Here is a 25,486-nt window from a genome sequence, read left to right as displayed (position 1 = left end):
AGGCGGGAGTCCATACGTACAGTCCTCAACCATCCGTCCGGAGGATCTCCTCGGAGACCTACTCCTTAGCGACGGCGTGGAGCCGCACAAATGCGAGAAAAGGCGAGCCGCCGCCGTTAAAAAAATCCTGGACGTATGCTCATATAGTGCCTTGTAAAATGATAGACTAAACTATCATCCCATTTCCCCGTGCGCGGCATTGCAATGCCCAGACTATTGAGATGCTTTGCGATCGCGCTGCATTTTCCGTTGTGCAAATCAGGCCGTGCCAGAATAGCGCCCGATGCCTCGCGAACGAAGCTCCACGCGGATTCGCTGCTTTCGCCGATGTACAAAGCGATACGATGTTCCTTCAGGAAGCCAATTGCAGGAATTTGATCATCTTGAATGACCTGTGAGGACGCAGCCACCCTAGGCCGTAGCCGAAAAGATTTTGATATCTGAGTGGACCACCCCGGAGCCCCGTTGGCTGTATCCCTCGTTGGCGGGGTCTTTTGCTTAAACGAAGAGTGGCGGACAAGCTTCGCGAAATCCGCGACGCTTGTCTTGATGCGCGTCAAGAATCGATTGATGCCCTTATACATCCGTCGGAATCGTCAGTTCCTGGTCGCGTAATTCTACAGTCACGAATTCAACCCACTTTGGCGACTGGCCCCAACTGCATGAGCTCCAAATCGCCGTGGCTGCCAGGTTCTTCGAGAATGAACCGGCGCGCGTTGGCTCTCGTCAGTATCTAAGACAAAGACGCTCTCCACGGAAGCAACCGCGCTCCGTCAGTTTGCTCCAATCACCTTCAAGGCTGCTGTCTTCGGATCTCCGTAGAAGATCGGGTCGACATGCTCCATGATATCGGCGCTCACATCGAGGAAGTTTCGCTTGTTCTCTATCGGGATGAGCGCGCGCTTAGCGCCATTGTCCTTGGCTACCTGAAGGGGCTCTGTGAGTGAGCGGAGCGGCTTGATGTTTCCCTGGACGCTCATGTCTCCGAGGAGGAGCAGCGCGGGACTCACGGGCGCTTTCCGCAGTGCGGAGTAGCAGGCCACGAAGAACGCAACGCCGAGCTCGGCTTCGACACGGTTCGCAAGAAGATCAATTACCTCCACATGAAAGTCCGATACGTCAAGATCACGAGCCACGCTGAGATCGGTCTTCTTTGCCTGCAGGAAGCTGAACGCCCGCTGCACCGATTCTTTCATCGCTCCGGCTACCCCGCCCGCGAGTTTCAGTTTTCCAGTTCCGTTTGAAATGGAAACCTCGACGCGATAGAGGCCAACTGTGCCATCCGACGTGACGCCGGCGCTGTAGACAGTGCCGGGCGCTAGTGGATCAGTCGAAATGAGATCGCGTCCGCCTTGCTCGGGTACCCCGACAAACTTTTCTTCACCAGTCTCCTGAAGCGTGTAGCTGAAGGATGTGTGGTAATATTCGAAGGAGCCCATCTTCTTGAGCTGCTCCTTCACGCGCCGGCGTCCGTCGAGCGCCAGCTCGAGAAGCTCAGCGAGCTCTTCCTGCGTGACCTGGCCGTGCGGAAAAAGGATCTTCATGAGACCCGAGACAGTCTTGCGGACCGCCTTTCGGTCTCGGGCATTCAGGTGGGCACCGAGGGAGAAATAGCGGTCGATGATCTCCGTGAAGTTATGTTTCCTCATCTCGCGGAGAGCCTCGGCAAGGTAATCCACGACAAATCCGTAGTGGTTCGTGAAGAGGTCGTTCCGCATTTTAGGGATCTCCCAACCCGGGAGATAGAAGTGCATGCGATCAATGAACGCCATATCGTCGCGAATTATGTCAGGCATTGGTGCGAACAGGTGGCCTGTCTGCACCATCACGTCGACAGGTTGGTTCGTGTTGCCAAACATGGCGATGCTTGCGTCACCCGAAACGGCCTCCTGCCCGCGTTGGAACGTCCCAGACTCGCAGTAAGTCTTCATTGTCGTGATGACTTCCTTGGGCATTTTTTGGAGGTCCGCGACCTCGTCGAAACCGACAACGTCCCAGATCTGCACCATCCCCTTCTGGCGACCGGACATGTGGCCAAAGAGGTTCGCGACCGTGGTGCCTCCTGTAAGCAGGGCCGAGTACGGTGACACCTCCTGGACAACATAGCTCTTGCCCGTACCTCTCGGTCCGAGTTCGACGAGATTATAGTTGCGCTCGGCGAGCGGGATGAGGCGGATAAGGAACAGCAGCTTCAACCGCCGCGACATCTCCCCCGGTTCGTATCCCATGCTTCGCATGATGAGATCGAGCCACTCGTCCGTCGTGAATTCACTCCGAATTCGACGGTACTCCTCGAGATCAAAAGTCGCGATCTGGATCGGGGTCAGCTTATCGATCCAAAACGGATTCTTCCCCCGCGACTCCTCGTCATACTCGAACCGCATATCCACCTGAGCCCAGACGCCGCCCATTACGAGACGCTCGTACTCACGCACGTAGTGCTCGGGTAAGTGCACGTTCTTGTGGCCAAAGTTTGTAACCTCAGCCCAGTAGTCCGAGTCGACAAGGCGGACTTTCACCTTGTCGATGAAGGTGTGACGGCCGCGATCCTTCACGATCGCCTGCGCCCTCATCGACTCGTCTGGGCGAATGTAATTGTTTGCAAGGGTATCGTTGACGACCTGCAGTCCCATCTGAATCGCCACTTCGTCTGATGACGCGCAATATTTTCCAAGAAGAAACTCCAGGACGAAAACCGGGACGTTTGCACCAACCTTTACTTTCCGAACTAGATCCTTTCGAACGACCTTGCCCGCAAACAGCCGATTAACCTTGTCGTCAAGACCGTCTCGCGAAGGAGCACCGTCGGTCGTCATGGCTTACACTCCAAGTCGAACTGGGATGTCGTTGGGCGATCTGTATAGCTCAGCGTCGGTCGCCGGGTCCTGCACCACTACGCGGACCGAGGGCGCACTCTCGTCGGTGAGCAGGAAGGCGACCGTTACTGGTCTGTTCGGTACGAGCTCCACGCAGCCGGTCGCGCGATCAAACTGCGCATCAACCGCCAACCCAACGGTGCCGACTTGCTTTCCTGCAGCCATCAGCAGCGGCCGGACCTGAATCCCTATCGCGCCGAGTATCATCTGTTTCTCGCCGAACGTGAATGTTACGCTGAAGATACGGTTAGTTACCGCCTCAGGAAGCGCAGTCACCGTAATCGGGCCCGCGGACGGCCGGGCAGACTCCCGGGCCTTCGTTCGGACCGTCAGCACCGGGATCACGAGCTCCTGGAGGGATGGTCCGCCGTGGTGAAACGCCAAGTCCCCGCCGGCCAAAAACACTCCCGATGCCGCCGGGAAGACGAACTCGAGGTCGGACGGATACCCAAGTGCAGAAGCCGCGACGCGCACGCATCCCGGCGGTGTGCTCCCTCCGCGACCAATCCAACAGCGGCGATGCAGCTCAACCGTGTCGCCTCCTGGCGCATCGGTGCGCATCGAGTCGTCCCGGTCGCTCGCGAAGAATAGATGCCCGTGGTCCGCCGTAACCACGGCGTGCTCGATACCGGCGACCGCCAGCTTACGGATCGCTCGGGCGAGGTTGTCGATCACCGTGTCCATGACTTGGCGAGCCTGGAACGAGAACCCTGTCTCGCCCGCGTGGTCGATCTCCTGCGACCGAACGACGACGACGTGAGCCCCATCGAGCTTCTTCGTCAGCCTGGATGGCTGCTGGCTGAGCAGCTCATCGAGCGCGAAATCGACAAGCCCCGGCACGCGCGCAGCCGCGAACTTTTTCCTGCTCGCGAGGTCAGGCAGGAAGCTATCCTCAATACGCCCTCCCAGCTTCTCCCCCTGCGCGACAACGGAGAAGCTCGATGATGCTCCCGGCATCAGAGCCGCCATACCAATGGGCGTTATGCTAGGCAGCGCTCCAACTGCAACGCGGATGGCTACCTCTGACGACTTTGGCAAACGCTCCGCGAGATCGACGCCCATCTCGAAACGCATCGCGTCTACGAGGAAATAGGCTACGGGTTTCGGCCGCTCGGACACAACCTCGCTGAAGACGCGCGTCTGGTGGAGCATCCCTGCGATCGTCCACCCGGCCTTCATTAGCGCCTTCGTGAAGCCGTCCGCCATCGCGTAACAGGCGTCCTCGTAGGCCCGCCGAACGACACCTAGCGGGCGTTCCTCTGGTTCATCTTCGAGATTGGCTACCCAAGCTTCGAGGCGACGCTGCGCCTGGTCGAGCCGGTACCAGCCGTCCTTGCTAACGTAGGCGTTGAGCCAGGCCGTTGCGTCGCCCGACATCTTGTCGACCGCACTTTGTATTTCGATCGCCAGATTGCCGAGCTCAGCCATGCGTCGAGTTGCTTCCCACTGGGCCTTTCTTCCAACGTCTCGGTCAATCCAGAAGCTCTGCTCGCACTTCGCAACGAGCTCGAGGGCATCGCCGAATTTCCTAGCCGCGATGAGGTCACCTGCGTAGCGAAGGAGAGCTCTCTCCTCGAAGCGGAAGGTATCGATCGCGCTGAGCGCGCCAGGAAGTAGCTTTGCCGCCTTGAGGCCGAGCTCTTCCTCGACGCGATCCGCCAGCGCCGCATAAGCGTCCGGGTAGCTGCTGCGCAGTCGTCGCGTGAGTTCGCGAACGGCCGCTTTCTCGTCCCTCGTTGCGGGCTCCGGAATCCCCTCGAGGGACGTGGGTGGCTCACAGGAGAGGTCCTGCCTGAGCTCCCCTGCGAGCACGTATCGGAGCGTCACCGCCCGCAGCTTCGGTAGCGCTACTTCCGTTGGCAGCTCGAGGCCAAGACGAACCTTGATGAGCTTTTCAAGCTCCCGCGTCGCGTCCTTGCTCCCGATCTCCGCGTCGCGGCCGTCGCTCACGATCCACGCTGCCAGGAGCGCGTCGTTCCCGCTGGTGTCGTGGAAGATGCTTTTCAGGATTGAGGGGAGCTCCCCATGCGCGCTGCCCGCCGCCGCGCGCGCAAGGTCGTCGTATGAGACCTTGCGGTCATAGGGGATCATCTCGTCGACGATCCCCAAAGTGTACTGCTGCAGGAGAACATGCTTCGCGAGCTGCTTAAGCTGTGGCTCCCAGGTGGTGCCGGCCTTCTCGAGCTCCATAAGCACAGAAGCCCGTCGGTCGCGCGCGCACCCTGGCATGTACACGATGAGCGCCGTCGCGGTATCGCCGTTTATATGCGGCTCGACAGCCGCACGTAACTCGAACATCGAGCCGGCATACTCCGCAAGCCGCGTAGCTATGCCATTCACCGTGATCGCCACCAGCTCGCCCGTCTCTCGCGCACCGCCGCGCATTTCATTGACGAAGGATTGGAACTCGCTGCGCTCGTCATACCAAACGACGACCCAACGCGACTTCAGCTTGTCGGCGAGCTGCTTTGCTACATAATCGTGAAGCGGATGCATCAGGCATCTCCTCCATCAGCAGTGACAGTGGATCGCCGTCGACTACCCCGCCCGCGCGTCCCGTTTCCTGCTGCGGCGGGTGCCTCTAGCACGCTCTTGAGCGCGGACTTAACCGCAGGCGACGAGCGCTCACGTACGAGCTCATCGATGCTGCGAGCAGGCGTTTTGCGTGCTGTCCACTTGCCACTATCGCCTTCGACCCAAAACACATCGTCAAGACCGTGGGCTATGGCTACGCTTCGGTCTTTCGCAGACTGCGGTACCACCCGCTCAGGCCAGAGGCGCATCGCGAGATGCGACCAGTCGTACTTTCCCTCGCAGAGTGCGTCCCACGTCGATTTCAGCTCCTTCTGCCAGGACTTGTTCTGCGGCACCAGTCGCCACAGCGGCGCGAAGTTGATCATAACGCCGTCATCGAGGTTTGGATTCCAGAGCGGAGCGACACGCTTCACCTCTTCGAGGAAGGCGCGGAGCTCTCCGACCAGGGTCTCCTGGGCGGCCAACTCCTTACGCTGTGTGGCGGTAGCTCTTTCGCGAAGCTCGCTGGTTAGCAATTCCAGGCGGCGCTCTTCATGGGCGAGTTTCGGCGCAGCGTAGTCGTTCTGGACACGGAAAAGTGTATCTCTACTGAAGCTATGGACATATAGCCAGATCGAGTAGCTTGCCGAGGGTGTCGCGAGCTGCCAGTAAATCGGCGCCTTGCGCCGGCTCTTACTGTATCTCTTAACGTGAACGTTGAAAAAGGTTCGAGCGAACCACTCGCTAAGACTCTGCACCCCAAGACACTCAGCGACCTCGTTTAGCCGATCATCCGCACGGTCAAAAATACATTCGAATACTGCCTGAATCGCGCGCCTCACATCACGCTGATGACCGAGGTCGTCCACAAGAATGCCGTCTGCTGGGACAGCAATCGGATAACTTAAGGGCGGATCCAGAACAGGGAGGCCGCTATCTCCAACGAGCACACCAGGGGCGCACGCAGGGAGCTGTTGAAACGCATGTTGGGACTCTTGGGCATCGACCTCTGATGACGCATGTCTGATGTCCCACCGGCCGAATGCAACTCCCATCGACCATTGAAGCAGATCGACACACATCTCCGCATTGCGAGCGGGACTTGGAACGCAGTGCACTTCGCCCCACGCACACAGCGCCTCAGGAGATACACTCCAGGCGTGCGCGACTGACTCGATAGAAGCGGACAGATAGTGCGAGAGCTTATTGGCGAAACGCACGCCGCCAAGCTTCTCGATCGCTTCAGGCGGGGCGGCATCGCTCGGAGAATATCGCGATACATACCCTGCGGCTTCGCTGGGCACTTTGTCTGCCGAGGGCCACGGCCACCCGGTGAACTCAAATCCCTGGCGCACGTCCGTGGGCATCAACTGAACGCTAACGGCGATTCTTTCTTCCGATTCGCGTATCATCGCGTATGCTTGACGGTAGGCGCCATATAGTGATCTTTCGAGCCGCTGACTCCAACCCAAAATGGTGTCCCCTGGCGATACTCTTGGACCGAGAAAGGACGCGTCAGTCTCATCGGTGATACAAGGGCTCAACGTAGCAAAGAGCCTATCCACTCGCTTCTTGAACCAGTCGCAATCCTTGCTATCGGGCTTCGGAATGGCGATGCGCTCAAAATAGCTTGGGTAAAAGTGACGCGCGGCAGATCCCCGAACCGAATGATCACCGGATCCAGACAGCGCCTCGACCAGGTACGTCACAAACCACGAGTTAAGAATGAACAGCAGATACGGAAGACTCTCCGAGAATTCTGGGATGATAGCTGGGCCGGCGTAAGAAAAGCTAGATCTTGCGGCGAGCGCGCGAACGGAGAGATTGGATGTCGTGCGTTCCGTATATGTGACGCCTGGACGACCATAGAGCTCAGCGTTGCCTGGCCTCCGAAAGAGCTCGTGGTTACCCCACCGGATAACCAAGTGTAGATCTGACTTGTATCGGCCAAAATCACCGCCTTTGGCAAACCATCGCCAGCGATCCGAAGCTATTTCGCTCGGAGCCACCTCCCAATGTGCGCGGACAAAGCGCTCGTCATCTCCACTGGCCAATCCGGCCTTGCTGGTAAACCATGATGCCAGCGCATTATTCTGAAAATAATCGAGCCATCGGTCGGACAGAAAGTAGACTATCTTCGAAAGAGGCACACGTTTGAATCGGTCGAGCGCGTGTGCATAGACCGATGCCCCCTCCTCACCCCTGACTCCTGCGCGCAACAGCTCTCCCTTGTCTTTGCCTGCGAGACAAGAGATGAATACACATTCGCCGGGAGGTCGGTTCGCCAGGACAGCCGCGTCCACCTCTACGACCGCGTCAAGCACTCCATATCCCAAGTCTCCAAGACACGTAGCGCTCAGGGTTCCACCGAGAAAAACCTGATTTCTCCACGATTCAAGATTGTCGTGGAAAAGAAGCGCTCGGCTCTTAAGAACTCCAAGCACTCCGCCAGCGCGCAACATTCCGGAAAAGCGGTCAATGAAGGCGGCGCCTAAATCAGCGGTCGCCGCCGGTGACGACTCGTACACGGTCGCCCTGCTAGGCAATGAAGGCTCCCCAAAGGGCGGATTCATCACCACGACGTCGTACTTCTTCTCCGCCACCTCCAAAAGACCAATGCCGTGAGCAGCGTCGTTTGCGAATAGCCTACGCCTCGTGCTCATTCGCTCGCCTTCCTCCTGGATGAACAGGGATAGCGTCTCACGAATCCGCTCTTCGGGCGGCGCGAAGATATCGCTGGACTGCCCCCGCTTCGGAGTACTTGCCAATAGCGTCTCGACGCGCAACAGGAGCCCGAGGTCCCCCGCAAGGCTTAGCGCGTCAACCAGTCCGGTGAACACGCGGCCCAGCTCTGCGTCACCAAGCTTCGCGACAAACTCCTTCGCGATCTGGTCATCGGCTACCAGCGGCTCCGCGACAACGATGTTGGAGCGGCGAACCTGCAAGCGCTCCGCGCGACCAACCCCAAAGTCGCGGTACGCCTTTTGCGCACGCATCCAGAGTGCGAGCTGGGCGATCTGCGCGCAGCGAGGGTCGATGTCGACGCCGTGCAGATTGTGCGCGAGGATAAGGCCCGGAACAGCCCTACGGAGTGCGTCTAGGCTGGGGCAATCCTCTGCCAACGTGCGGCCCGTCTCCTCGCTCTTCGGGCTCTCGAGATCGGCATATGCCTCCTCGTAGATCTCGAGCAGAAGATCGAAAGCATAGAGAAGGAAGTGCCCGCTGCCACAAGCTGGATCGAGCAGTCGCAGGTCCCGCGGATCCTTCTTCGCTCGCGGTTCGAATGCCTCACCAGACTTGCGGACCATGTACTCGCATCGCTCAGCGAGGACCGTGTTCATGCCGCGCATCTCGTACCAGATCCGGCCGAGCGTATTGTCTGTGAGGAATTGGACCACGTAACGAGGCGTGAAGAACTGATTACGTACCGCCAGCTCTCGGCTGTTTCGCGGCGCCTGACTCTCCTCGCGCATCTTCCGCCGCTCGTCCTGGCCGTTGAAGAATTGGTAGACCCACCCGATGGTCTCGTCCTCTCCCCATACGCGAGCGAGCTCGCTGGCATTCAGTATCTCGAGGAGCTGCTCAAAGCTCGCGCGCTTCGGCCAAAGCACACTCGACGGATCGCGCCGGTCGAAGAGAACCTTCACCTCGGTCGCCAGCTCGTCGAACAGCGACTCGACGTAAAGCCGGTAGCCCGCATTGTTGGGCAAGAGTGGCAGGCCCTGGGCCATGCCACAGAACTCGCGGTAGCCGGCGGACTGCTCGCCCTTTGTGATGCATTGCTGCACCAGCTCGCGTGCTTCGAGCATCTTGAGCGCAACGAAACGGTTGAGCGTGGTGAAAGCAGCGTCGCGCAGGTAGTCGCACACGGCGTCCGATGCGTTCATGCCGGCGGCGCGCTTGTGGTCGATAGCGGCGACGATGCGCTCACGCTGGAGGACCTGACGAGCCGAGAGGTGTCCACTGGGCTTCGCAGCCACAACCCCGTCGCGGTGCACATCGAAATCGCCCTCGAGCTGCGAGGCGAAGTCCTCCTCGAGGAGATTTCGTGCCCACTGCGTGGCGCGCTCGATTGCGTTGCGAGTCTCCTTGTCCATCAGCGTTCCTCGTCGTGTGCCGTGGCGATGGTTGCTTCCGACCGTCCCTGTGGGAACCGCTCTGCTAACCATCGAACCCGGACGACTCCGTCTGAAGGAGCATCGGCCAGCGGCGAGACAAGATGCCGGGCAATCTTGGGTAGAAGCAGTACAAGAAGCAGATCTGAGGAGTCCGGCTCTAGAGCGAAACGCGTGTTCCCTTGCGCATGAAGGCGGCAGGCGAAATTCTCTAATGCGTTACGCCCCCCTTCTGTCAGTGGCTCAGGTTGATCGAGAAGGCGCCTAATGCCATCTGGGCTGACGAGCCTGATAGGTCGTAACGATTCAAAGAGAGCTCCAGCGTTGCGACCAAAATCAACACCCGGAAAGGATCCGCGCATCCGGGCAACGAAATCGTAAACATCCGTGAATGCACCTTCCTGCTCCCTCTGTCGGCGCTCAGTTTCGGCGAACAGGCTCGAGATGGTACCGTCGCCCATGCGAACCGACTGGCCGAGCATCATAAGGAAATTGCGCTCCTGCTCTGAGAGCTCGCCGGCAGCCGGCTTGTAACCGAGGTCGTGCTCAATCTCGTTCCAGACATGTGCCATCATGCTGCACACTTGCACCTCGCAAGGCACGTCCATCACATTTGTATAAGTCCCAACCCCATCTCCAGGCGTTAGAAATACCTCAAGGTGGCTAGCACGATAGAAGTTCGTGGGATCGCCTTGATTCTTATCCTTCCGCTCGTGAAATGGTCTTTGACCGCCCGCATCGATGAAACGTTTGCAGACAAGTTGCACAACCTGATCCTCGTGCCTTTGCTCGTACGTTGCAATTCTCACGGCAGCGAGATCACGGATCTGATCGAAGACAGCGTCGACATCGGGGATCGACTTCTTACCCGTGGCCGCGAAACGGCGGAGTTTGCCCTCTAGGCTCTTGGGACTTTTCGCGCGTGACGTGACCTGGGCGCGTATCGCATTTCCCTCGACGATCTCCGAGCGGCATATTTCAGCGATGCGTGCCGAAAGTTTGAGGTAGCGATCGTACTCACGATGATATCGCTGCAGGGCTTTTTTGATGGTGTCGTCAGAGATCGTCACGGCGGTCCCTACTGAACGATGACTTTCTTGCCCGCGCCGATAAGACGCGCACATTCCTCACGAACCCCATCGAGCGCCGCATCAAGTTGCTCTTCGGTCTCTATGCCGCCAGCAAAGTAGCCGCTGACACTCACTGCGACGACGCGCTCGCCGTCGATGATGCGCAGAAGCTCCGCGATGGCTACACGGAGTCGCCCCTCGCATGCATCGCGGTCGGCCCGGAGCTGCGGGATGGGCACGTGCTCCGCATCGCGCTTCTGCCCGCGTTCGAATGGCTCAGCGAGGAGGCGCCGTTCATCCTGGTCGACCTCTGACCAACCCGGGGACTTGACAAGCTCGCCAAAGGCTTTGGTGTACGCCGTGACGCGTGCTTCAAGCGCCTCGTCGAAGCGGCGCGCATACTCCGTCTCGATGGCCTTCGTATGCTGCTCGATCGACGGCAGCTCCTTGAAGAAAGTCTCACGGGCGAGGAGGTCCTCGAGAGCCATCGCCCACCCGCGCAGGTCGTCGGCTATATCTGCCTCCTGGTTCAAGAAGTTCCAGAGGCTCGACTGCGCCTTTCGTGCTCGCTCCAGGTCGTGGAGACGGGGCTCGGACAGCACTTGCTCGAGCTCGACGGCGCGCTTTATGGCGTCCTTGATGGAGCGGTGGCTCGTATTGAAGGTCGCGATGGCGTTATCCTCCGAACCTCGCAGGATCGCCTTCATCTGGCCGATGGCGGAGTCGAGCACCGCTCCACCGGGCAGGCGATGCGCGGTGAGCATCGCGAGAGCGGAGGAGACCGTGTCCTCGTGGCGAGTGACCTCCTTGCGGAGCTCGGCCACTATTGCGCTTGCGTTCAGCTCCTTGACCTCGCTGCCGAACGTGTCGCGGAAGGCCTCCGAGGCCTTCACTAACTCCTCAAACTCGATGCCCTTTCTTGGTCGAAAGGACGCCTGCCGAAACAGATTGTTGTTCGAGAAGGTATCGCGCGCTTCGACGCTGGTCACGGTGTCAAGCGTCTGACCCTTGCTCGTAGCCTCGATCTTGCCGGCGCGAAGTAGCGACAGGACGAGAAGGCGCACGACCTCGAACTCCCAGCCGAAGGGCTCCTTGGCGAACTCATCGGTAAGGTATCGACCACTCGCAGTGTCACCGTAGTTTGCCCGCTCCTCTATGCGAGCAAGGACCTCCTTAAGCGGCCCGCTTTCGGCGCGGAAAACGGTCTTGCCCTTCTCGTCACGGAGTAGGCCCAGGCCCCCGAAGACCGTCGGCAGACCCTGAAGGTTCTCCGCAGTGAAGAGCGCATCTGTGCCCTTCTTGACGTCGGCGGCCTTCGCCGCCGCTTCCCCAAAGCGGTCGAACACCTCTGGCAACACCTGTCCAAGCACTTCTGCCGCGGTCTTTCCCACGTCGGTGGCTCGATCGCCTAGACTGCGGTCGTTACCCCGGAAGTAGATGCGTCCCGAGAGACAGGCCGCACGGAGGAGCCTGCGCAGCTCATCGTTATGGCGTCGCTGACGAACGCGCTCCTCAGCGATGAGCGCAGGAGTGTCTTCGGCCTTTGTTTCCCGCTCCTTGCGTGCGAGCATCTCCTTCGAGCGGAAAAGCTCGACCGTCTCGCGGTCGATAGTGTCGGTCAGTGCGATGGCCCAGAAGATGTGCTTGCGCTCCTGCTGGCTGCGCGTGCGAAGTTCGGCGGCAAGCGAATCGAAGTCTTTCCCATCCTCTGCGAGATGGAGCTGGAAGATAATATCACCGCTCACCAACTCGCGGCCGTGAATGGCGAGGCCTGCCTTGAACGTCTTGGTGTCAAAGAGTATGTGGGAGGGCTGCGGCTGCCAGAACGCGGACAGCACCTCTGAGTACAGGCGGTGCGAGTCACCGGGCTTGGGACTGATACCGTTCCTGAGCCGTTCCCAGTCGTCCTCGGCGGGTGTCGGTATGCGATAGCCATCATCGCCGTGACGAACCTTGTGTGCGGCCTCGAGCTCTCGCAGCGCCTCCTTTACCGCCGCTAGCTGGGAATCGGCTCCCACGTCCGGATGGAGCGCAGCCGCAATGTTCTCGGGGCTGCGGTGAACACTCTTCACGTACTGGAGCAGACAGATCGCTTTCGCTACGGGCTGAGCGAGTGGATGGTTCAGCTCCTTCGCGATTGCCGCGATCTTCGCGCGCACTTCGGAGCTGATATTCCCCTCGACGAGATCATAGACCTGGTCGAGGCGCACGAGCGCGCCGAGCGGTGCGTCGGCGAGATTTACCGCCGGATTGATCAAGAGCTGTTGTGCGAGCTTGATAATAGTACGGTTCGCACCGCCAACGTGCTTGCTGGCGCCGCCCTGCGTCCGCAGACCCGACACGACCTGAATGATGAGTTCGATCTGGTAGGGTAGCAGGGGATAGAGATCGACGAAGTTATCGCGCGTGACCTCCGGGAGCTTGATATCAGCCGTGAGCCGCGTGTGCTCGGTGAGGCGACCACGATGCTCTTCGAAGCGCTTACCGAGGGCGGTCTGAGCCGCGGCGTTCTTCGAGAGAACGCGGCGGCTGGTCACCTCGGAAATGTCGGACGGCTCGAGATGCACTTGCAGCGGAAACCGATCCATCAAGCGCGCAAGCTCAATCTTCTTGTCGTCCAACCCGCTGACCAGTTCGCCAAGCTTCTCTTGCGAGGTCACGACCACCCAGAGCTTGCCACGGCCCTTGACGCCAAGGCTTTGGACGATCGCTTGCAGGTCGAGCATCTTCTGGACGTCACGCGCAACGAACTGACCAACTTCATCGACTACAAACATAAGTGAGCGGCCAGGCTGGCGGCGCTGCATGAGCTCGCCGGCGCGTTCTGCGAGCTTGCCGGGCGTGATGTCCGCCTTATTCTTGACGGCTTTTACCCAGGAGTCCGCCATCGGATATGTCTCGGGATCCAAGCTGTTCAAGACGCGACTCGCCTCCGAGAGGGCGAATGCAACCTTTCCCTTCTCGGCGGCCCAATCTTTCTTGAAGAGCCGTTTGTACTCTTCCTCAAAACGATCGAGTTGACCCTTCTCCTCAAGTCCGATCTCGAGCTCGGATAAGTCCAGATCCTTCGCGTAGCCAAGACTCTGCAAAAAGAGCCCATACATGATTTCCGTGAGAGTCTGGTTACCGCTGCGAATCCCGCGATCCGTCGAGACGTCGAAGATAACAGCGTGGGTAGGGATCTTCTCGTTGATCGCCTTGAGCAGAACGGAAAGCTTGTTGTCACCTGCACGCTCGGCAAAACGCTCGGCGGCGGGTTGGCCTGCGAAGACGCGATTGGCGATCGAGAGCCCGAGCATCTTGGCAAAGCTCGACTTGCCAGAGCCGAAAAAACCGGAAACCCAAATCGCGATGCCCTCGTGAGGCTTGTTTGGCGTTGCTTGATAAGCGTCGAAAATGTTGGTGTAGTGCGAACGGATCGCCTGGGTGACGACGTACTCGTCGATTTCGTCCCGGATGATCTCCTCATCCGTCTGGTCGACCTTGATAACTTCCTCAATACGACGATGGATGTCGTTCGCGAAGAGCGTCTTGATGGGCATCTGAGCAGTCATCGCATTATCCTCGTCAGAAGATCTTTGGCCGGTAATTGTGCTCGGCATCGAGCACCCCCATAAAACGCAGGCCGGCCGCGCCATCGAGATCGCCGGGGTAGAAGAGAACGGTCGGGACACTCACGCGCCCCTTAAGCTGCTCCAGTAGCGAGAAAGTGCGGTAGACCGGAAACAGGGCACCCGTCCGTAGAATGAAGACGACGTCACTCAGGGGGTCTGGTGTCTCCGGCATCCGCGCCGCAACGAGATCGACCAGCGGCGAATACTCAGAGAGCACAGAGTGGACCGTCTCGACGATGGTCTCGACGCCTTGCTCTCGCTCCGCAAGAAACCATTCTTCGAGCGGACGCTGTGATCGCATCGCCTCATCCAGACACTCGGCCAGCGATATGCGTTTGATGCGCTTGCCCTTCTGAGAAAGGCGAGTTTCGAGCAGCGTCACTTCCTTCCGCAGTTCAAATTCTTCCTCGGGATTGTAGCGGAAAAGGGCATAAGGCATATCGTGATACGCGCTGATCCGTTGTCGCGGATCCGGGAGCTCCAGAACGGGCTCGAGGCTCTGTCTGATGCGCTGTTCGAGGTCGCTCATGCAACCATCCTCTCTGCGTATTCGCGGGTGCTTGTGCACGGCAGGGACAGCTGCACGAGACTGCCAGCGACCTGATAATCAAGCTTTCTAAACTGGTGTAGCCTGAGGAGCTCATGCTCGACGTCGAGAGAATTCATGAGGAACAGGTGCCATTCCTTGGAAGCGAGAACCTTGCTAGGGTTGAGCTTCTCGTCGCGCATCGCGTGCAGCAGATACAAGAAGCTTTGCTCCGGCAAGTGATAGGAGGCGAACTCCTTCGCGGTCGATCCGCGCAAAAGCCCGAAGTCGACGGCGATCTTGAGCAGGCCCGCCGCGACCCGCTTTGTCGTCTCCTCGGACCAGGTGTGCTCGACGGTTCCTCCGCGATTGCCGATGCTACCGACGTACGCTTCGACTTCTTCAGATCGCACGCGCAAGGTGCCTGCCTCATAAGCACTAAACAGCCACGTCTCAAGGAAGTCGCGGACCAGGAACTCGTCGCGCGTCATGTGCCAGAGGAGAAGCGGCTTCCACTCATCAAGCGAGACGCCACGCTTGGCCAGCATGACGAGGGGTTGATCGCGTCCGCCTGGATCAAACCTGCGGTTCAGCACTTTGGCGACGTCCCTGAGCCATGTCGCGCTACCAGCACCGATGAAGTTCTCTGCCCTAAGGCGATCAAGGTTCTCGCGCTTAGAGCGATCGAAATCCCAGGCAGAGAAGACAGCGTAGGTTTCCTCAATCATCGCTCCCTTGATTATGGTGAACGACGACACAATGTTCGCCTTGGAGCGCGCAGTCATGCGTCTGGTCTCTTGGCGTACGGAACAGCCACAGCTGCCGGCTCGCTGCGCGCGAAGCCAAGAGCAAGCAATGCAATGTCCGAATCTGTTCCACCAAAGACTGCAGGCAACGGCACCGCGCGCCCTTCCGCAGACCGACGGAGACGCGCATAAGCATCAAGCTCGGCATCAGAAACCAGTTCGAACGTTCGCAGAAGTTCGACTAGATCGGTGCTGCCGAGAGTTTCAACTCGATCGAAGAATGAATTCCACTCGCTTGCCCGATCAAGCCATTGCTCCCATCGCGCGTCGAACTCTTCTTCGATGGCATCAGGCAACTTCCACAGCGTCACGCAGCCTGGCGGGTTAAAGACTTCGTCACATCTCTGCGCAGCAATGGCAAACACCGAACGAGCCTGCGCGAAACGGTAAGTGCGTGGGAAGCCGCGGCGTAACACCACCGCGCCCAGTCGACCCAATTGACCATTGCTGTTCCACCATCGAGCAACGTCAAGCTCACCAAATCGGGCGACTAACGTGCGAAGCTTGAGCATTTTCTCGAAACTAATCTTTGGGCGCTCCATCACCTACGCTCAACTCGTCAACTGCCATCACAATGACGATCGGATGGTAAGGATGGCTCCGACGCGCGGCAAGAGTATTCAGAAGTGCGCTCTTTCCGATGCCCGAATGGCCCAGGAAACAAGCCATAGTCCGATCTGGAGCTAAGCTCCTGATTCGATCGATCTCATTGTCGGGCAGCTGACGATCGGGAATGTGAACTGCAAGGCACGGGCGCCCCTCGTTAACGTACCAGTCGACCAATTCGTGCTCGTCCCGCGGCGCATCTTGCAATGCAAACTGGCCGTCGCCCACGGCCGGAATCTGTTCATTCATTGTCGCCCCTACCAGCGCGAGCTAGGCCTCTTTTCAAACATCTTTCGTCGCGGAATGCAATTCTTGCGTGCAGACTGAGCGGATAGGACCTTAGTCCGATTTGAGCTGCGAGCCCTGCGATGTCATGATGGGCGGCTTCTTATTCTTGGCCACGTTTCTCGCGATTCGTATCGTTGTCTAGACAGTGCTGACTGACATGCTGCTAGATGGAGGTCAACGCGCAAAAAGGCAAAGTCGATCAGCCGAAACCGTATAGTAGTGGTTCAGAGGTTATTATGGAGGAATGGATTGCGGTGTTGAGGGCTGCTGACGCGGCGGCGCGATGGCACGTTCACCAGCGACGAAAGGGCGCAGCGCAGGAGCCCTACATTAACCACTTGCTCGAAGTCGCAAGCCTTGCGGCTGACGCTACACATGGCCGAGATCCTGAGCTGGTCATTGCAGCCCTCTTGCATGATGCCATCGAAGACCAGGAGGTTCCCTCCGAACTCATCGCGCGGGAGTTCGGGACCAGGGTTGCTGCACTCGTTGCGGAAGTGACGGACGACAAATCACTCGACAAGGTGGAGCGGAAACGGCTGCAAGTCGAGCACGCGCCCAATAAGAGTGACGCAGCAAAGATCATCAAGCTCGCAGACAAGACCAGTAACGTGCGCGCGATTGGGTTTGCCCCCTCTCCCGACTGGTCGGTCAAACGCCGGCTCGAATATATCGACTGGGCCAAGAGGTCGTTCAAAGTCTTCGGGGCGTCTGCCCGTGGCTCGAGGAACAGTTCGATCGCGCCGTCGAGGAAGCCGAGCGGTCCTTGGCCGTCCCGAAATCGCGGGCCTGAGGACGCCAGGGGCGGCATGTCACCACATCTCATTCTCCACATCCCCCACAGTTCTCGGCTCATTCCGCCCGAAGAGAGGGTCCAACTTGCTCCGGACGATCGGACGCTGGCGCTGGAGTTGCTCCGCATGACGGATGCGTTCACAGACGACCTGTTCGCGCCCACAGAGTTCGAAGCTGCAAGGGTGGTCTTTCCAGTCAGCCGTCTGGTCTGCGACGTCGAGCGATTTCCCGAGGACGCGGACGAACCGATGGCGTTGCGGGGCATGGGCGCTATTTATGTGAGAACAACCGATGGACGGCCTTTGCGCGAGCACCTGACGCCTGCCGAGCGGGCTCGCCTCATCGAAACCTGGTACCGCCCCCATCATCAGAGGCTCACACAATCGGTGGAGCAGGCGATCGCCGACGGGAAGACCTGTGTCATCGTCGATTGCCACAGCTTTTCGTCGCGACCTCTGCCGCATGAACCCGACCAGGACCCGGTCCGACCTGACATCTGCATCGGGACTGACGACTGGCATACGCCCGTACAACTGCGCGACGCTTTGGTTGCCGCGGCATCCGCTGGCGGGTTCTCGGTCCTCGTCGACCCGACCATTCGCCGGCGCTCTGGTCCCTGCAACACACTACCGGCGGGAGCCGAAGGTCCGGGCCATCATGATCGAGATCAATCGACGGCTTTATATGGATGAACAGACCTGCGAGCGACTGCCGAGTTTCGGCGACGTGAGGCAAGCCGTTTCGGAGATGTTGGCCGTGGCAGGTCCGCTATTCGGCATGATGTGAAGCCGATGCTCATCCATCATGCTTCGAGCCCACGAGCTCATGCGACGGACGCAACCCCCGCTGCGGAGCAAGCGTTGTCAACGCAATCGCGTATTGGAGAAAAGTTGGAGAAGCGCCAAGTGACCAGCGCGAAAACCCGACCAACTAATTGAAATCACTGGCGCTCCCTAGGGGAATCGAACCCCTGTTTCAGCCTTGAGAGAGCACATTCGCTCGCCCGCGGCACTCGCGGAGTGAAGGTGGGCCGCCGGACTGATCGGCTGGTTACCCCCTTTGTTACCCCTGCAGAATGGCCAGCGCCGCGCAATCACTGAAACAAGAAATTGTGAAGTAGAATCAATGGTGGGGGAGGCAGGACTCGAACCTGCGAAGCCATGAGGCGGCTGATTTACAGTCAGCTCCCTTTGCCACTCGGGACACTCCCCCGCTCGACGGCAACACAATCGGACCGGACCTTGCCGGTGGACCGAAAACGGCCATGGAGACGTGAAGACCGCGACGGCCCGAAGGGACACGGGGCGCGGCCGGGCGCGTTTATGGGCGAAGCGGCGGGGCAAAGTCAACCGAGCTAAGCAGCTAAAATCGCCTCTTTGGACACCCAAATTGCCAACTTTCGGAACCCGTGAGACAAGCGAGCCCATGAACGATCGCAAATTTGCTCAAAGACCCCGGCGCGGCGGGGCTAAGCCCTTCAACAAGGGCCCAAAATCGGTGTCCCGCACCTCCTGGCGCGACCGCGACTCGCACCCCGACGGACCGGTCATCCTCTATGGCTGGCACACCGTCACGATGGCGCTCCAAAACCCCGAACGGCGGATCCGCAAGCTCACGCTGACAGAGAATGCGGCCCGCCGTCTCGCCGAGGAGAACATCGAGACCCGCATCGCCCCCGAGATCGTCCGTCCCCAGGAGATCGACCGGCTGCTGTCGCCCGATGCCGTCCACCAGGGCCTGCTGGCGGAGGCCGATGCCCTGCCCTCGCCTGACATCGAGACCCTGGAGCAGCAAGGCATGGTGCTGGTGCTCGACCAGATCACCGACCCTCACAATGTCGGCGCGATCCTGCGCTCGGCCGCGGCCTTTGCCGTGAAGGCGATCGTCACCACCGCGCGCCACAGTCCCGAGGCGACCGGCGTGCTCGCGAAAGCCGCTTCCGGCGCGCTCGAGCTCGTGCCGATCGTGACCGTGCAAAATCTCGCCCGCGCGCTGACCGCGCTCAACGAGCGCGGCTTCCAGACCGTCGGCCTCGACAGCCAAGGCAGCGAGGATCTCTCCGAGGTCGCTTTGCGCGAGCCGCTTGCGCTGGTGCTCGGCGCCGAGGGCAAAGGTCTGCGGCAATTGACGCGCGAGACATGCAGCGTGGTGGCGAGGCTCGACATGCCCGGCGAGATCAAGAGTCTCAACGTCTCCAACGCCGCCGTGCTGTCGCTGTATGTCGGCGCGAGCCGGCTCGGGCTGATGAAGCGCTGAGTTCAAGGCAAGGCAAAACGCCCGTCCGCGTGATGCGAACGGGCGCCTCGAAACTCAACTCAACCGATCGTGCGATCAGTAATAGCGGCGCAGCACGCGGTGGCCGTAGTAGTACGGCGCGGGACGATGTGCGTAGCCGTAGCGCGGGCCATAGCCATAATGCACGCGCGGCAGATAGCCGTAGCGCGGACCGTAGCCGTAGCGATACGGACGGTAATACGGCCGGTGGTGGTAGTAGGAATAGGCGGGCGCTGCGACGGCCGCGCCATAGCCGTAAGACCGTGGGCCGTAATTCACGACAGCGTCTTCCCGATAGGTCGGATACGGCGCGAAAGCGCCGGGGCCGGTGTAGGTCGGGCCTTGGTTGACGTAGTAGTACTGCGCGGTCGGCTCAGCGAGGCGCTCAAAGCCCCAGCCACCGCCGCAGCCGACGTCGCAGCCCGAATAGACCGGTGCGATCGGCGCCGCGCAGGGGCTCCAGCCGCAGGCCATTGCGGGCGCTGCCCCCACCACCATCACGGCTGCCGCCGCGACCAGTCCTGAAATCATCTGACGCATTACTTTCTCCTGTCGATTTTCGGTTTGTTGGATTTTGCTTGGTATTGATCTGCCCGGACTACTTGTGCAGCTCAGGATTGCCGGGTGCCTCCGCGTGAGGCGACGGGCGGACATGACGATGCGGATCGACGTCGATCTGCGGAGCAAGGATCACCGGCGGCGGATTGGCCGGCACATCCACCTGCGGCGGCAGCGGCGCCGATTGCACGCCCCAGCTCCGGTAGTAGCTCTCGGCCGGCTGTGGCGACTTGCGATTCGTGGGCGGCTCGACCTCGAGACGGCCATAGCCGGGCCGCAAGCCCATGCTCGGATAATAATGGCCGACATCGCTCGGCTGCCGCTCGCCGATGTAGCGCCCGCCATAGATCGTGGGCTGCACCTGCACGTTTTTCGCCAGCCCCCATTCGCCTTCGACGACGGTATAGGACGCATCGATGCCATTGATGATGACGGGCACGCCGGGACGGCCAGGAATCACGATGTCGAAGCCGTCACCGGCAAGCGCCGTCGCGGGCAGTCCGGCCAAAAACGCAAGGAGCGCGACAGCGCGCATGAAAGGGGTCCCGGATTAATCGGCCGAGAACCTATCCGATCACCACAGTCAGAGTGTTAAGGCAGGCCGCTGAAATTCTGGTAAGCCTAACGCGTAAGGATTGGCGGGCGCTCAAATGCGCGCACCGGCGCTATCGAAGCGTTAACGGCAACCGCGCGCTCGGCCCGTCGCATGACGCCGCCCGGATGTGGTTGCGCAGCAACAAACTCACACCCTGCACGGGCTCACGTCGATGTGACCCCACCGGCGACAAACGGCGGAACCACGGCCGCACGCCGCACTTACCAAACGTCTCAATCACATGGAGCAAACGCCATGACGAGCCTGAAGCTTCTTGCCGCGGCTGCGATCCTCGCGTCCGCGCTGGCGACACCTGCTTTCGCGCAAATGGCGCCCGACCCGAACCGCTGCGCGGGCCTCTTCAAGGATCCTGCTTGCCAGAACGTCGCCCCCGGCACGGCCACGGGCAGGCACTATCGTCACCAACGCACCGCCTATCGGCAAGCGCGTCCGAATGATCAGACGGGCTTCTGGCCGGCAGACGCGGCAGCTGCGACTGCCGGTGCCGCCGTCGGCACCGCGGCCGCCGTCACCGGCGCTGCCGTTGGCACCGCAGGCGCAATCGCAACCGCCCCGTTCCGCGGCTGGAATAATTCCTACGCCTATTATGACCAGGGCGGTCCCGCCTGGCACGGCGACTGGAACAGCTACGCCGCCCGCAACGGCATCGTTTGCAGGCCTGGCACCTTGTTCAAGGGCGACGACGGCCGCCAGCACCTCTGCCAGTAGACGTTCGCTGTCAGGCTGAATTGTTCAGGCGGCCCTCGGGCCGCCTTTTTTTTGACCGCTTGCGCTTGAACCGGCTCCCGGGAGACAGCGCCCTCGGTTCTGGCACTTTTCAGACAAGTCTGGTATTGCGACCGCACCCAAGCGGACCCGCCGGCCTTGCCGGCTTGTTGTTCCCTGAAAGTGGCCGGCTTAGCTCAGCGGTAGAGCAGCGGTTTTGTAAACCGAAGGTCGGGGGTTCAATCCCCTCAGCCGGCACCAATTGACTATTCACCCGCTTTCGCTAGTCTTCGTTTGAGCGGCATAAGCCGCTGAAACGTCGCTATTTTCCCTTCGTTTGCGTTCGTACCCCTCCGCCAGCCACCGCGCTTTTTGTTGGTATCTCTGTTGGTACGTGTGGTCGCGGGCGGAGGAGATACCAACAGACGTTCGGGAAACGCGAAAAATCGAAGGTGAGCGATGGCACTGACGGACGCAGCCTGTCGAGCCGCCAAGAAATCCGAAAAGCCGTACAAGCTGAGCGATAGCGGCGGGCTCTACTTGCTGGTGGAGACGGGAGGATCACGCCTCTGGCGTCAGGCATACCGGTTCCGCGGCAAGCAGAAGACGATCTCGTTGGGTGTTTATCCCCACGTCGGCCTCGCGGCCGCGCGCGACGCGCGCGACGCCAACAAGAAAATGTTGGCAGCGGGGATCGATCCATCCGAGAAACGGAGGGCCGATAAGCAGGCCGCGGCCGTAGCGCATCTGACAACGTTCGACCGCATCGCTGACGATTGGCTCGAGGATCAGCGCAGCCTCACAGGTGGACTAGACGCGCCTAAAGACCAGCGCAAAAAGTCGCCGGAGACGATCGAAAAATTGGATTGGTTGCTGTCGCTGGTTCGGCCCCAGCTCGGCAAGCTCGATGCGCGCACATTGACCACTGCGCAGATCGTGGACGCGCTAGATCGCATCGGTGCGCGCGGTCAACGTGATACAGCCCACCGATGCCGCGCGACGGTCAGCCGCGTGCTTGCCCGTGCAGCCAGACGTGGCGCTATCCCGGTCAACCCGCTAGGCGATACCAGGAACAGCGACATCACGATTAGGGGCGCCAAGGCCGTGCAGCACCACGCCAGCGTCACGGATGCGCGCGACGGTGACCGCGACGGGGACGCGGCGCGGCGGTTCGGCAAGCTCCTCCGCGACGTGCGCGGCTATCACGGCGCGCCGCAAACCCGCCTAGCGCTCGAATTGCTCGCGCTGACTGGGCTGCGGCCGGGCGAACTGAGGCGACTACGCTGGTCTTGGATCGCCGCTGACAGCGCCGAGCCGGTCGTCACGTTGCCGCCCTCGCTCATGAAGATGCGCAAGAGCCACACGGTTTACCTCAGCCGGCAGGCAGTGGCGTTGCTGCAAGAGCTTCGGCAACTCACCGGGTGGACGGCGGAAAGCGCCGAGCGCGTGGCTGCCGGCGCTGATTTCCTCTTCCCATGCCAGCAACCGCGCCGCACCGTTGGAAAGGACGGGCAGCCGGTGAAGCGATCCCGGTATCGCCCGTTATCGGAAAGCGCGATGAATTCGGCGCTGCGGCGGCTCGGCTACGCAAACAGTGACCACGTGGGTCACGGCTTCCGCAGCGCGTTCTCGACGTTGGCGAACGAAGCTCACGCTGCGCGAGCCGACGTCATCGAGACCGCGTTGAACCATATGGACGAGGATGCTGTGCGCGGCACGTACAACGACGCGGCGTACCACGAGCAGCGGCGCAGACTGTCGCAATGGTGGGCCGACTATCTCGACGAGCTCCGCGGGTTTGGCCGCGTGGTGCAGTTGAGAGCTTGAACATGGTGGTGCTTCATTGGAACGATGCCCCTGCCGTTTTCGGCGATCGCAAAATGCGGTGGTCGCTCGCCAGGATCGAGCGGCGACTTTGGGGAGACGGCGACCTCGACTTCACAGACAGCAGTTTCTCCGCACCACCGGGCTGGGTGCCCTGGAAAGAACCGAAGAGAGCACTTCCAATCGATGAATTTGTAACGGGCCTGATAAAGGGCAACGTGCGCGGCCGGAACAGGGTTATTCAGCTCCGCGACGCCGCGACCTTCGGCGCTCATTGCCCGTATGAGATTGCGCGCCGCGGTGCGAGCTACGCTCTTTCGCGCGCGTGCAGCGAGCAACGAAAAGCCGAAGCTATAGCCAAGACGATCCGGTCACCCCTCACCAGCGCTGCCGCGCGCAGCAGCAAAATCGGGAACATCGCCGACGTGGTCACCAAGCACGCGTCGGACCTTTCGCAGGTCGCCAACTTGGCGTCATTGCGTGTTGCCCACAACCAACTGCTCGAGCCGGACTTCTCCGGCCTAGAAGCAACGAAGCGCGCGTCCGAATTGCTCGCAGAATTGGGCGAGCTTCTCCCATCGGTGCGGGCCGAAGTTAGCGCACATCACCTCGCGCTCTCCCAAGTCGTAAAAAGCGAGGAGGACGCAAAGAACGTCTGGCGCGTCGAGTTTGTGTCCCAGCTAGGGGATACGTGGATTTGGCTCGTTGGGGAGCGACCAACCGCTCAGGGAGCCTTCGTCGGCTTCATCGAAGCGATCTGGAACAGTCTCGAGGAGCCCGCGCCCAAGGAATGGAAATGGGAGCGGCCGATCAAGACCGCCATCAAGCGCAAGGGTGAGGCCTGGCTCCAGACACACCTTAGCCCCTGATAGGCTTGGGTGCGTCCTTATCGAATGTTCCGATCTTCTGTAGGAGCGATCTCGTACACACAACGAACGTGGACGGGGCAATGCGGAAGAACACGAAAAGCGGGGATCGGGCGCAAGACGCGACGAACATCGAACAGCAAACCGAGCCAGCTCACGATCTGGATCTGAGCTACGAGGACTTTGTCAAAGCGCATAGTCTCTCTCCGCTCAACGACATCAAGACAGCCTGCCGCGTGGCGAACGTCGGGATGACGCGCTTCTACGAACTCGTGGCCGAGGGCGTTTTCGTGCTGGTCCCAAATGGCAGCCGGCGAAACGTCGCGGCAAAAAACCTTCACGAATACTACAGGTCGTTGATCGCTGCCGCGCGCTCCCGCGCCGCATGAGATCGACTTGCAGCCGCGCCGAGGCAGTCTCCGGCGCCGGCGCAGCCGCCGCCGGCCGGAAGTACGCCGGCGGCAAACGCCCCCAGGTCCGCTCCGGTGCCTGGGGGCGCCCTTCCCTTCCCCACCATCGAGGATCTGAGGATGCGTGAACGCCATCCGAGCCCCGTTCGCCGCGCAAGCAAACTGATCGGCCTTGCACGCGACCTGTCGTCGTTCTGCCGAGAGCATCAGCATCGCGATCTGGCTGGCGGCATGACGTACGCTGAGCTCTTCGAGATCAAGCGTCAACTCGCGGACGCGCTGCGCTGGCTTCAGCAGCTCGGCGTCCGCACGCCGAAAGCGCGCGCCGCCGAGCCCACGACGGTGGACGACGAAGTTTTCTGAGGAGACGGACGATGATGCTTGCATTCCCCAACTCTCGGAACGCCGGCATGGTGAACCGAGTGGCGGCGCAAATGTCGACGAAGGGCTCGGTTGATGATGCCGAGGATGAACTGGCGTTCGTGCTTGAAGTCATCGCCGGCAGGCTTGAGGACCTAGGCGTCGCTGAAGGCGACATCGACCGAGAATGTCACGATTTGGCGCGGGCAGCCTGGCAGCGCTGGCAGCAACTGCAACTTGAGGCAGGTGCAGCATGACCGAACGGTTCGCCGCCATTGCCGCAAGTCACCGACCTGTAGCAACACCTCCTCCACCTCGGCTCCATGTCGAGATCGCCCAGCGCAAGGCGAAGATCCTCCTACTCCCGGGACGCTTCCGCGGCGCAGATCACGTCAAACGTCACGTCGACTTTGTCCTCACGCTCGACGCCGAACGAGGCGAGCAACATGTTCAAAGAAACCTGAGGGCTCTCCGCCGAACCCTAGATGAGCTGGGTGTCACGCCGGCGACAGCCGAACGCGAGGTGCGCCGCTTCGAGGGCGCGGTGAGAGCCGAGCTCTGGCGGCGGGTCTTGCTCCGGGATGGTGATCAATGAGGAGCACCAACCTCGCCCACGACGTCAACGCGACAGAGAACGCCGATCGACCTGAGAGTGCTGGCCGA

Annotated in this window: 21 protein-coding genes and 2 tRNA genes; 10 read left to right on the top strand and 13 right to left on the bottom strand. The window is 60.5% G+C overall.

Annotated elements, in window-relative coordinates; all coding sequences use genetic code 11:
• Positions 1 to 116 precede the first annotated feature (116 nt).
• The 10 genes from QA640_RS17795 to QA640_RS17750 form a co-directional block, all read right to left on the bottom strand.
• Positions 117 to 584, bottom strand: coding sequence for a hypothetical protein (locus QA640_RS17795; protein ID WP_283041879.1), 468 nt, complete (start codon positions 582 to 584; stop codon positions 117 to 119).
• Between the two features lie 189 nt (positions 585 to 773).
• Positions 774 to 2,816, bottom strand: a complete 2,043-nt coding sequence (brxL, locus tag QA640_RS17790) for a protease Lon-related BREX system protein BrxL (RefSeq protein ID WP_283041878.1) — start codon at positions 2,814 to 2,816, stop codon at positions 774 to 776.
• Between the two features lie 3 nt (positions 2,817 to 2,819).
• Positions 2,820 to 5,372 carry a PglZ domain-containing protein gene (locus QA640_RS17785; protein ID WP_283041877.1) on the bottom strand — a complete coding sequence of 851 codons (2,553 nt, stop codon included), beginning with the start codon at positions 5,370 to 5,372 and terminating at the stop codon, positions 2,820 to 2,822.
• A complete protein-coding gene (locus QA640_RS17780; RefSeq protein WP_283041876.1) occupies positions 5,372 to 9,487 on the bottom strand; it encodes a DNA methyltransferase in 4,116 nt (1,371 codons plus the stop codon). Before QA640_RS17780 ends, QA640_RS17785 begins: the two co-directional genes overlap by 1 nt.
• On the bottom strand, positions 9,487 to 10,575 hold the full coding sequence (locus tag QA640_RS17775; RefSeq protein WP_283041875.1) for a hypothetical protein: 1,089 nt from the start codon (positions 10,573 to 10,575) through the stop codon (positions 9,487 to 9,489). The genes QA640_RS17780 and QA640_RS17775 overlap by 1 nt, the downstream gene beginning before the upstream one ends.
• A gap of 8 nt (positions 10,576 to 10,583) precedes the next feature.
• Positions 10,584 to 14,129: a BREX system P-loop protein BrxC gene (brxC, locus tag QA640_RS17770; RefSeq protein ID WP_283041874.1), complete on the bottom strand. Its 3,546-nt coding sequence runs from the start codon at positions 14,127 to 14,129 to the stop codon at positions 10,584 to 10,586.
• 13 nt (positions 14,130 to 14,142) lie between these two features.
• Positions 14,143 to 14,718: a BREX protein BrxB domain-containing protein gene (locus tag QA640_RS17765; RefSeq protein WP_283041873.1), complete on the bottom strand. Its 576-nt coding sequence runs from the start codon at positions 14,716 to 14,718 to the stop codon at positions 14,143 to 14,145.
• Positions 14,715 to 15,500, bottom strand: coding sequence for a BrxA family protein (locus tag QA640_RS17760; protein ID WP_283041872.1), 786 nt, complete (start codon positions 15,498 to 15,500; stop codon positions 14,715 to 14,717). Before QA640_RS17760 ends, QA640_RS17765 begins: the two co-directional genes overlap by 4 nt.
• Complete coding sequence (locus tag QA640_RS17755; RefSeq protein ID WP_283041871.1) at positions 15,497 to 16,063, bottom strand: BrxE family protein; 567 nt, start codon at positions 16,061 to 16,063, stop codon at positions 15,497 to 15,499. The genes QA640_RS17760 and QA640_RS17755 overlap by 4 nt, the downstream gene beginning before the upstream one ends.
• Positions 16,044 to 16,376 (bottom strand): hypothetical protein, encoded by a 333-nt coding sequence (locus QA640_RS17750; RefSeq protein ID WP_283041870.1) that lies wholly within the window; start codon positions 16,374 to 16,376, stop codon positions 16,044 to 16,046. The genes QA640_RS17755 and QA640_RS17750 overlap by 20 nt, the downstream gene beginning before the upstream one ends.
• Positions 16,377 to 16,582: 206 nt before the next feature.
• On the opposite strand from QA640_RS17750, the gene QA640_RS17745 reads away from it, so the two are divergent.
• Positions 16,583 to 17,902 carry an N-formylglutamate amidohydrolase gene (locus tag QA640_RS17745; protein WP_283041869.1) on the top strand — a complete coding sequence of 440 codons (1,320 nt, stop codon included), beginning with the start codon at positions 16,583 to 16,585 and terminating at the stop codon, positions 17,900 to 17,902.
• A 434-nt stretch (positions 17,903 to 18,336) separates the two neighbouring features.
• On the opposite strand, the gene QA640_RS17740 is transcribed toward QA640_RS17745, so the two are convergent.
• A tRNA-Tyr gene (locus tag QA640_RS17740) sits at positions 18,337 to 18,422 on the bottom strand.
• A gap of 213 nt (positions 18,423 to 18,635) precedes the next feature.
• Here QA640_RS17740 and rlmB point away from each other — a divergent pair.
• Positions 18,636 to 19,466, top strand: coding sequence for a 23S rRNA (guanosine(2251)-2'-O)-methyltransferase RlmB (rlmB, locus tag QA640_RS17735; protein WP_283041868.1), 831 nt, complete (start codon positions 18,636 to 18,638; stop codon positions 19,464 to 19,466).
• A gap of 75 nt (positions 19,467 to 19,541) precedes the next feature.
• On the opposite strand, the gene QA640_RS17730 is transcribed toward rlmB, so the two are convergent.
• Both QA640_RS17730 and QA640_RS17725 read right to left on the bottom strand, forming a co-directional pair.
• Positions 19,542 to 20,024, bottom strand: coding sequence for a hypothetical protein (locus tag QA640_RS17730; protein WP_283041867.1), 483 nt, complete (start codon positions 20,022 to 20,024; stop codon positions 19,542 to 19,544).
• 58 nt (positions 20,025 to 20,082) lie between these two features.
• A complete protein-coding gene (locus QA640_RS17725) occupies positions 20,083 to 20,577 on the bottom strand; it encodes a hypothetical protein (protein WP_283041866.1) in 495 nt (164 codons plus the stop codon).
• Between the two features lie 315 nt (positions 20,578 to 20,892).
• On the opposite strand from QA640_RS17725, the gene QA640_RS17720 reads away from it, so the two are divergent.
• The 8 genes from QA640_RS17720 (at position 20,893) to QA640_RS17685 (ending at position 25,418) form a co-directional block, all read left to right on the top strand.
• A complete protein-coding gene (locus tag QA640_RS17720) occupies positions 20,893 to 21,366 on the top strand; it encodes a hypothetical protein (RefSeq protein WP_283041865.1) in 474 nt (157 codons plus the stop codon).
• A gap of 183 nt (positions 21,367 to 21,549) precedes the next feature.
• A tRNA-Thr gene (locus tag QA640_RS17715) sits at positions 21,550 to 21,624 on the top strand.
• Between the two features lie 198 nt (positions 21,625 to 21,822).
• Positions 21,823 to 23,190, top strand: a complete 1,368-nt coding sequence (locus tag QA640_RS17710; protein ID WP_283041864.1) for an integrase arm-type DNA-binding domain-containing protein — start codon at positions 21,823 to 21,825, stop codon at positions 23,188 to 23,190.
• Positions 23,191 to 23,192: 2 nt separating this feature from the next.
• On the top strand, positions 23,193 to 24,056 hold the full coding sequence (locus tag QA640_RS17705; protein ID WP_283041863.1) for a hypothetical protein: 864 nt from the start codon (positions 23,193 to 23,195) through the stop codon (positions 24,054 to 24,056).
• An 80-nt stretch (positions 24,057 to 24,136) separates the two neighbouring features.
• Positions 24,137 to 24,442 carry a hypothetical protein gene (locus tag QA640_RS17700; protein WP_283041862.1) on the top strand — a complete coding sequence of 102 codons (306 nt, stop codon included), beginning with the start codon at positions 24,137 to 24,139 and terminating at the stop codon, positions 24,440 to 24,442.
• Positions 24,443 to 24,583: 141 nt separating this feature from the next.
• On the top strand, positions 24,584 to 24,826 hold the full coding sequence (locus QA640_RS17695) for a hypothetical protein (protein ID WP_283041861.1): 243 nt from the start codon (positions 24,584 to 24,586) through the stop codon (positions 24,824 to 24,826).
• Positions 24,827 to 24,837: 11 nt separating this feature from the next.
• Complete coding sequence (locus QA640_RS17690; protein WP_283041860.1) at positions 24,838 to 25,080, top strand: DUF6074 family protein; 243 nt, start codon at positions 24,838 to 24,840, stop codon at positions 25,078 to 25,080.
• Complete coding sequence (locus QA640_RS17685) at positions 25,077 to 25,418, top strand: DUF6074 family protein (RefSeq protein WP_283041859.1); 342 nt, start codon at positions 25,077 to 25,079, stop codon at positions 25,416 to 25,418. The genes QA640_RS17690 and QA640_RS17685 overlap by 4 nt, the downstream gene beginning before the upstream one ends.
• Positions 25,419 to 25,486 lie beyond the last annotated feature (68 nt).

The sequence above is a fragment of the Bradyrhizobium sp. CB82 genome (assembly GCF_029714405.1).
Lineage (GTDB): Bacteria > Pseudomonadota > Alphaproteobacteria > Rhizobiales > Xanthobacteraceae > Bradyrhizobium.
The sequence above is the reverse complement of the archived record's forward strand: the minus strand, read 5'-3'. Positions and strand labels throughout refer to the sequence as shown.

Excerpts from the sequence above, each read along its gene's own strand:
- QA640_RS17710 (WP_283041864.1), top strand. The coding sequence starts at position 21,823 with ATGGCACTGACGGACGCAGCCTGTCGAGCCGCCAAGAAATCCGAAAAG.
- QA640_RS17730 (WP_283041867.1), bottom strand. The coding sequence starts at position 20,024 with ATGCGTCAGATGATTTCAGGACTGGTCGCGGCGGCAGCCGTGATGGTG.
- QA640_RS17720 (WP_283041865.1), top strand. The coding sequence starts at position 20,893 with ATGACGAGCCTGAAGCTTCTTGCCGCGGCTGCGATCCTCGCGTCCGCG.
- QA640_RS17765 (WP_283041873.1), bottom strand. The coding sequence starts at position 14,718 with ATGAGCGACCTCGAACAGCGCATCAGACAGAGCCTCGAGCCCGTTCTG.
- QA640_RS17780 (WP_283041876.1), bottom strand. The coding sequence starts at position 9,487 with ATGGACAAGGAGACTCGCAACGCAATCGAGCGCGCCACGCAGTGGGCA.
- QA640_RS17700 (WP_283041862.1), top strand. The coding sequence starts at position 24,137 with ATGCGGAAGAACACGAAAAGCGGGGATCGGGCGCAAGACGCGACGAAC.
- QA640_RS17755 (WP_283041871.1), bottom strand. The coding sequence starts at position 16,063 with ATGGAGCGCCCAAAGATTAGTTTCGAGAAAATGCTCAAGCTTCGCACG.
- QA640_RS17785 (WP_283041877.1), bottom strand. The coding sequence starts at position 5,372 with ATGCATCCGCTTCACGATTATGTAGCAAAGCAGCTCGCCGACAAGCTG.
- QA640_RS17695 (WP_283041861.1), top strand. The coding sequence starts at position 24,584 with ATGCGTGAACGCCATCCGAGCCCCGTTCGCCGCGCAAGCAAACTGATC.
- brxC (WP_283041874.1), bottom strand. The coding sequence starts at position 14,129 with ATGACTGCTCAGATGCCCATCAAGACGCTCTTCGCGAACGACATCCAT.
- QA640_RS17690 (WP_283041860.1), top strand. The coding sequence starts at position 24,838 with ATGATGCTTGCATTCCCCAACTCTCGGAACGCCGGCATGGTGAACCGA.
- QA640_RS17750 (WP_283041870.1), bottom strand. The coding sequence starts at position 16,376 with ATGAATGAACAGATTCCGGCCGTGGGCGACGGCCAGTTTGCATTGCAA.
- QA640_RS17705 (WP_283041863.1), top strand. The coding sequence starts at position 23,193 with ATGGTGGTGCTTCATTGGAACGATGCCCCTGCCGTTTTCGGCGATCGC.
- QA640_RS17745 (WP_283041869.1), top strand. The coding sequence starts at position 16,583 with ATGGAGGTCAACGCGCAAAAAGGCAAAGTCGATCAGCCGAAACCGTAT.
- QA640_RS17760 (WP_283041872.1), bottom strand. The coding sequence starts at position 15,500 with ATGACTGCGCGCTCCAAGGCGAACATTGTGTCGTCGTTCACCATAATC.
- QA640_RS17795 (WP_283041879.1), bottom strand. The coding sequence starts at position 584 with ATGTATAAGGGCATCAATCGATTCTTGACGCGCATCAAGACAAGCGTC.
- rlmB (WP_283041868.1), top strand. The coding sequence starts at position 18,636 with ATGAACGATCGCAAATTTGCTCAAAGACCCCGGCGCGGCGGGGCTAAG.
- QA640_RS17725 (WP_283041866.1), bottom strand. The coding sequence starts at position 20,577 with ATGCGCGCTGTCGCGCTCCTTGCGTTTTTGGCCGGACTGCCCGCGACG.
- brxL (WP_283041878.1), bottom strand. The coding sequence starts at position 2,816 with ATGACGACCGACGGTGCTCCTTCGCGAGACGGTCTTGACGACAAGGTT.
- QA640_RS17685 (WP_283041859.1), top strand. The coding sequence starts at position 25,077 with ATGACCGAACGGTTCGCCGCCATTGCCGCAAGTCACCGACCTGTAGCA.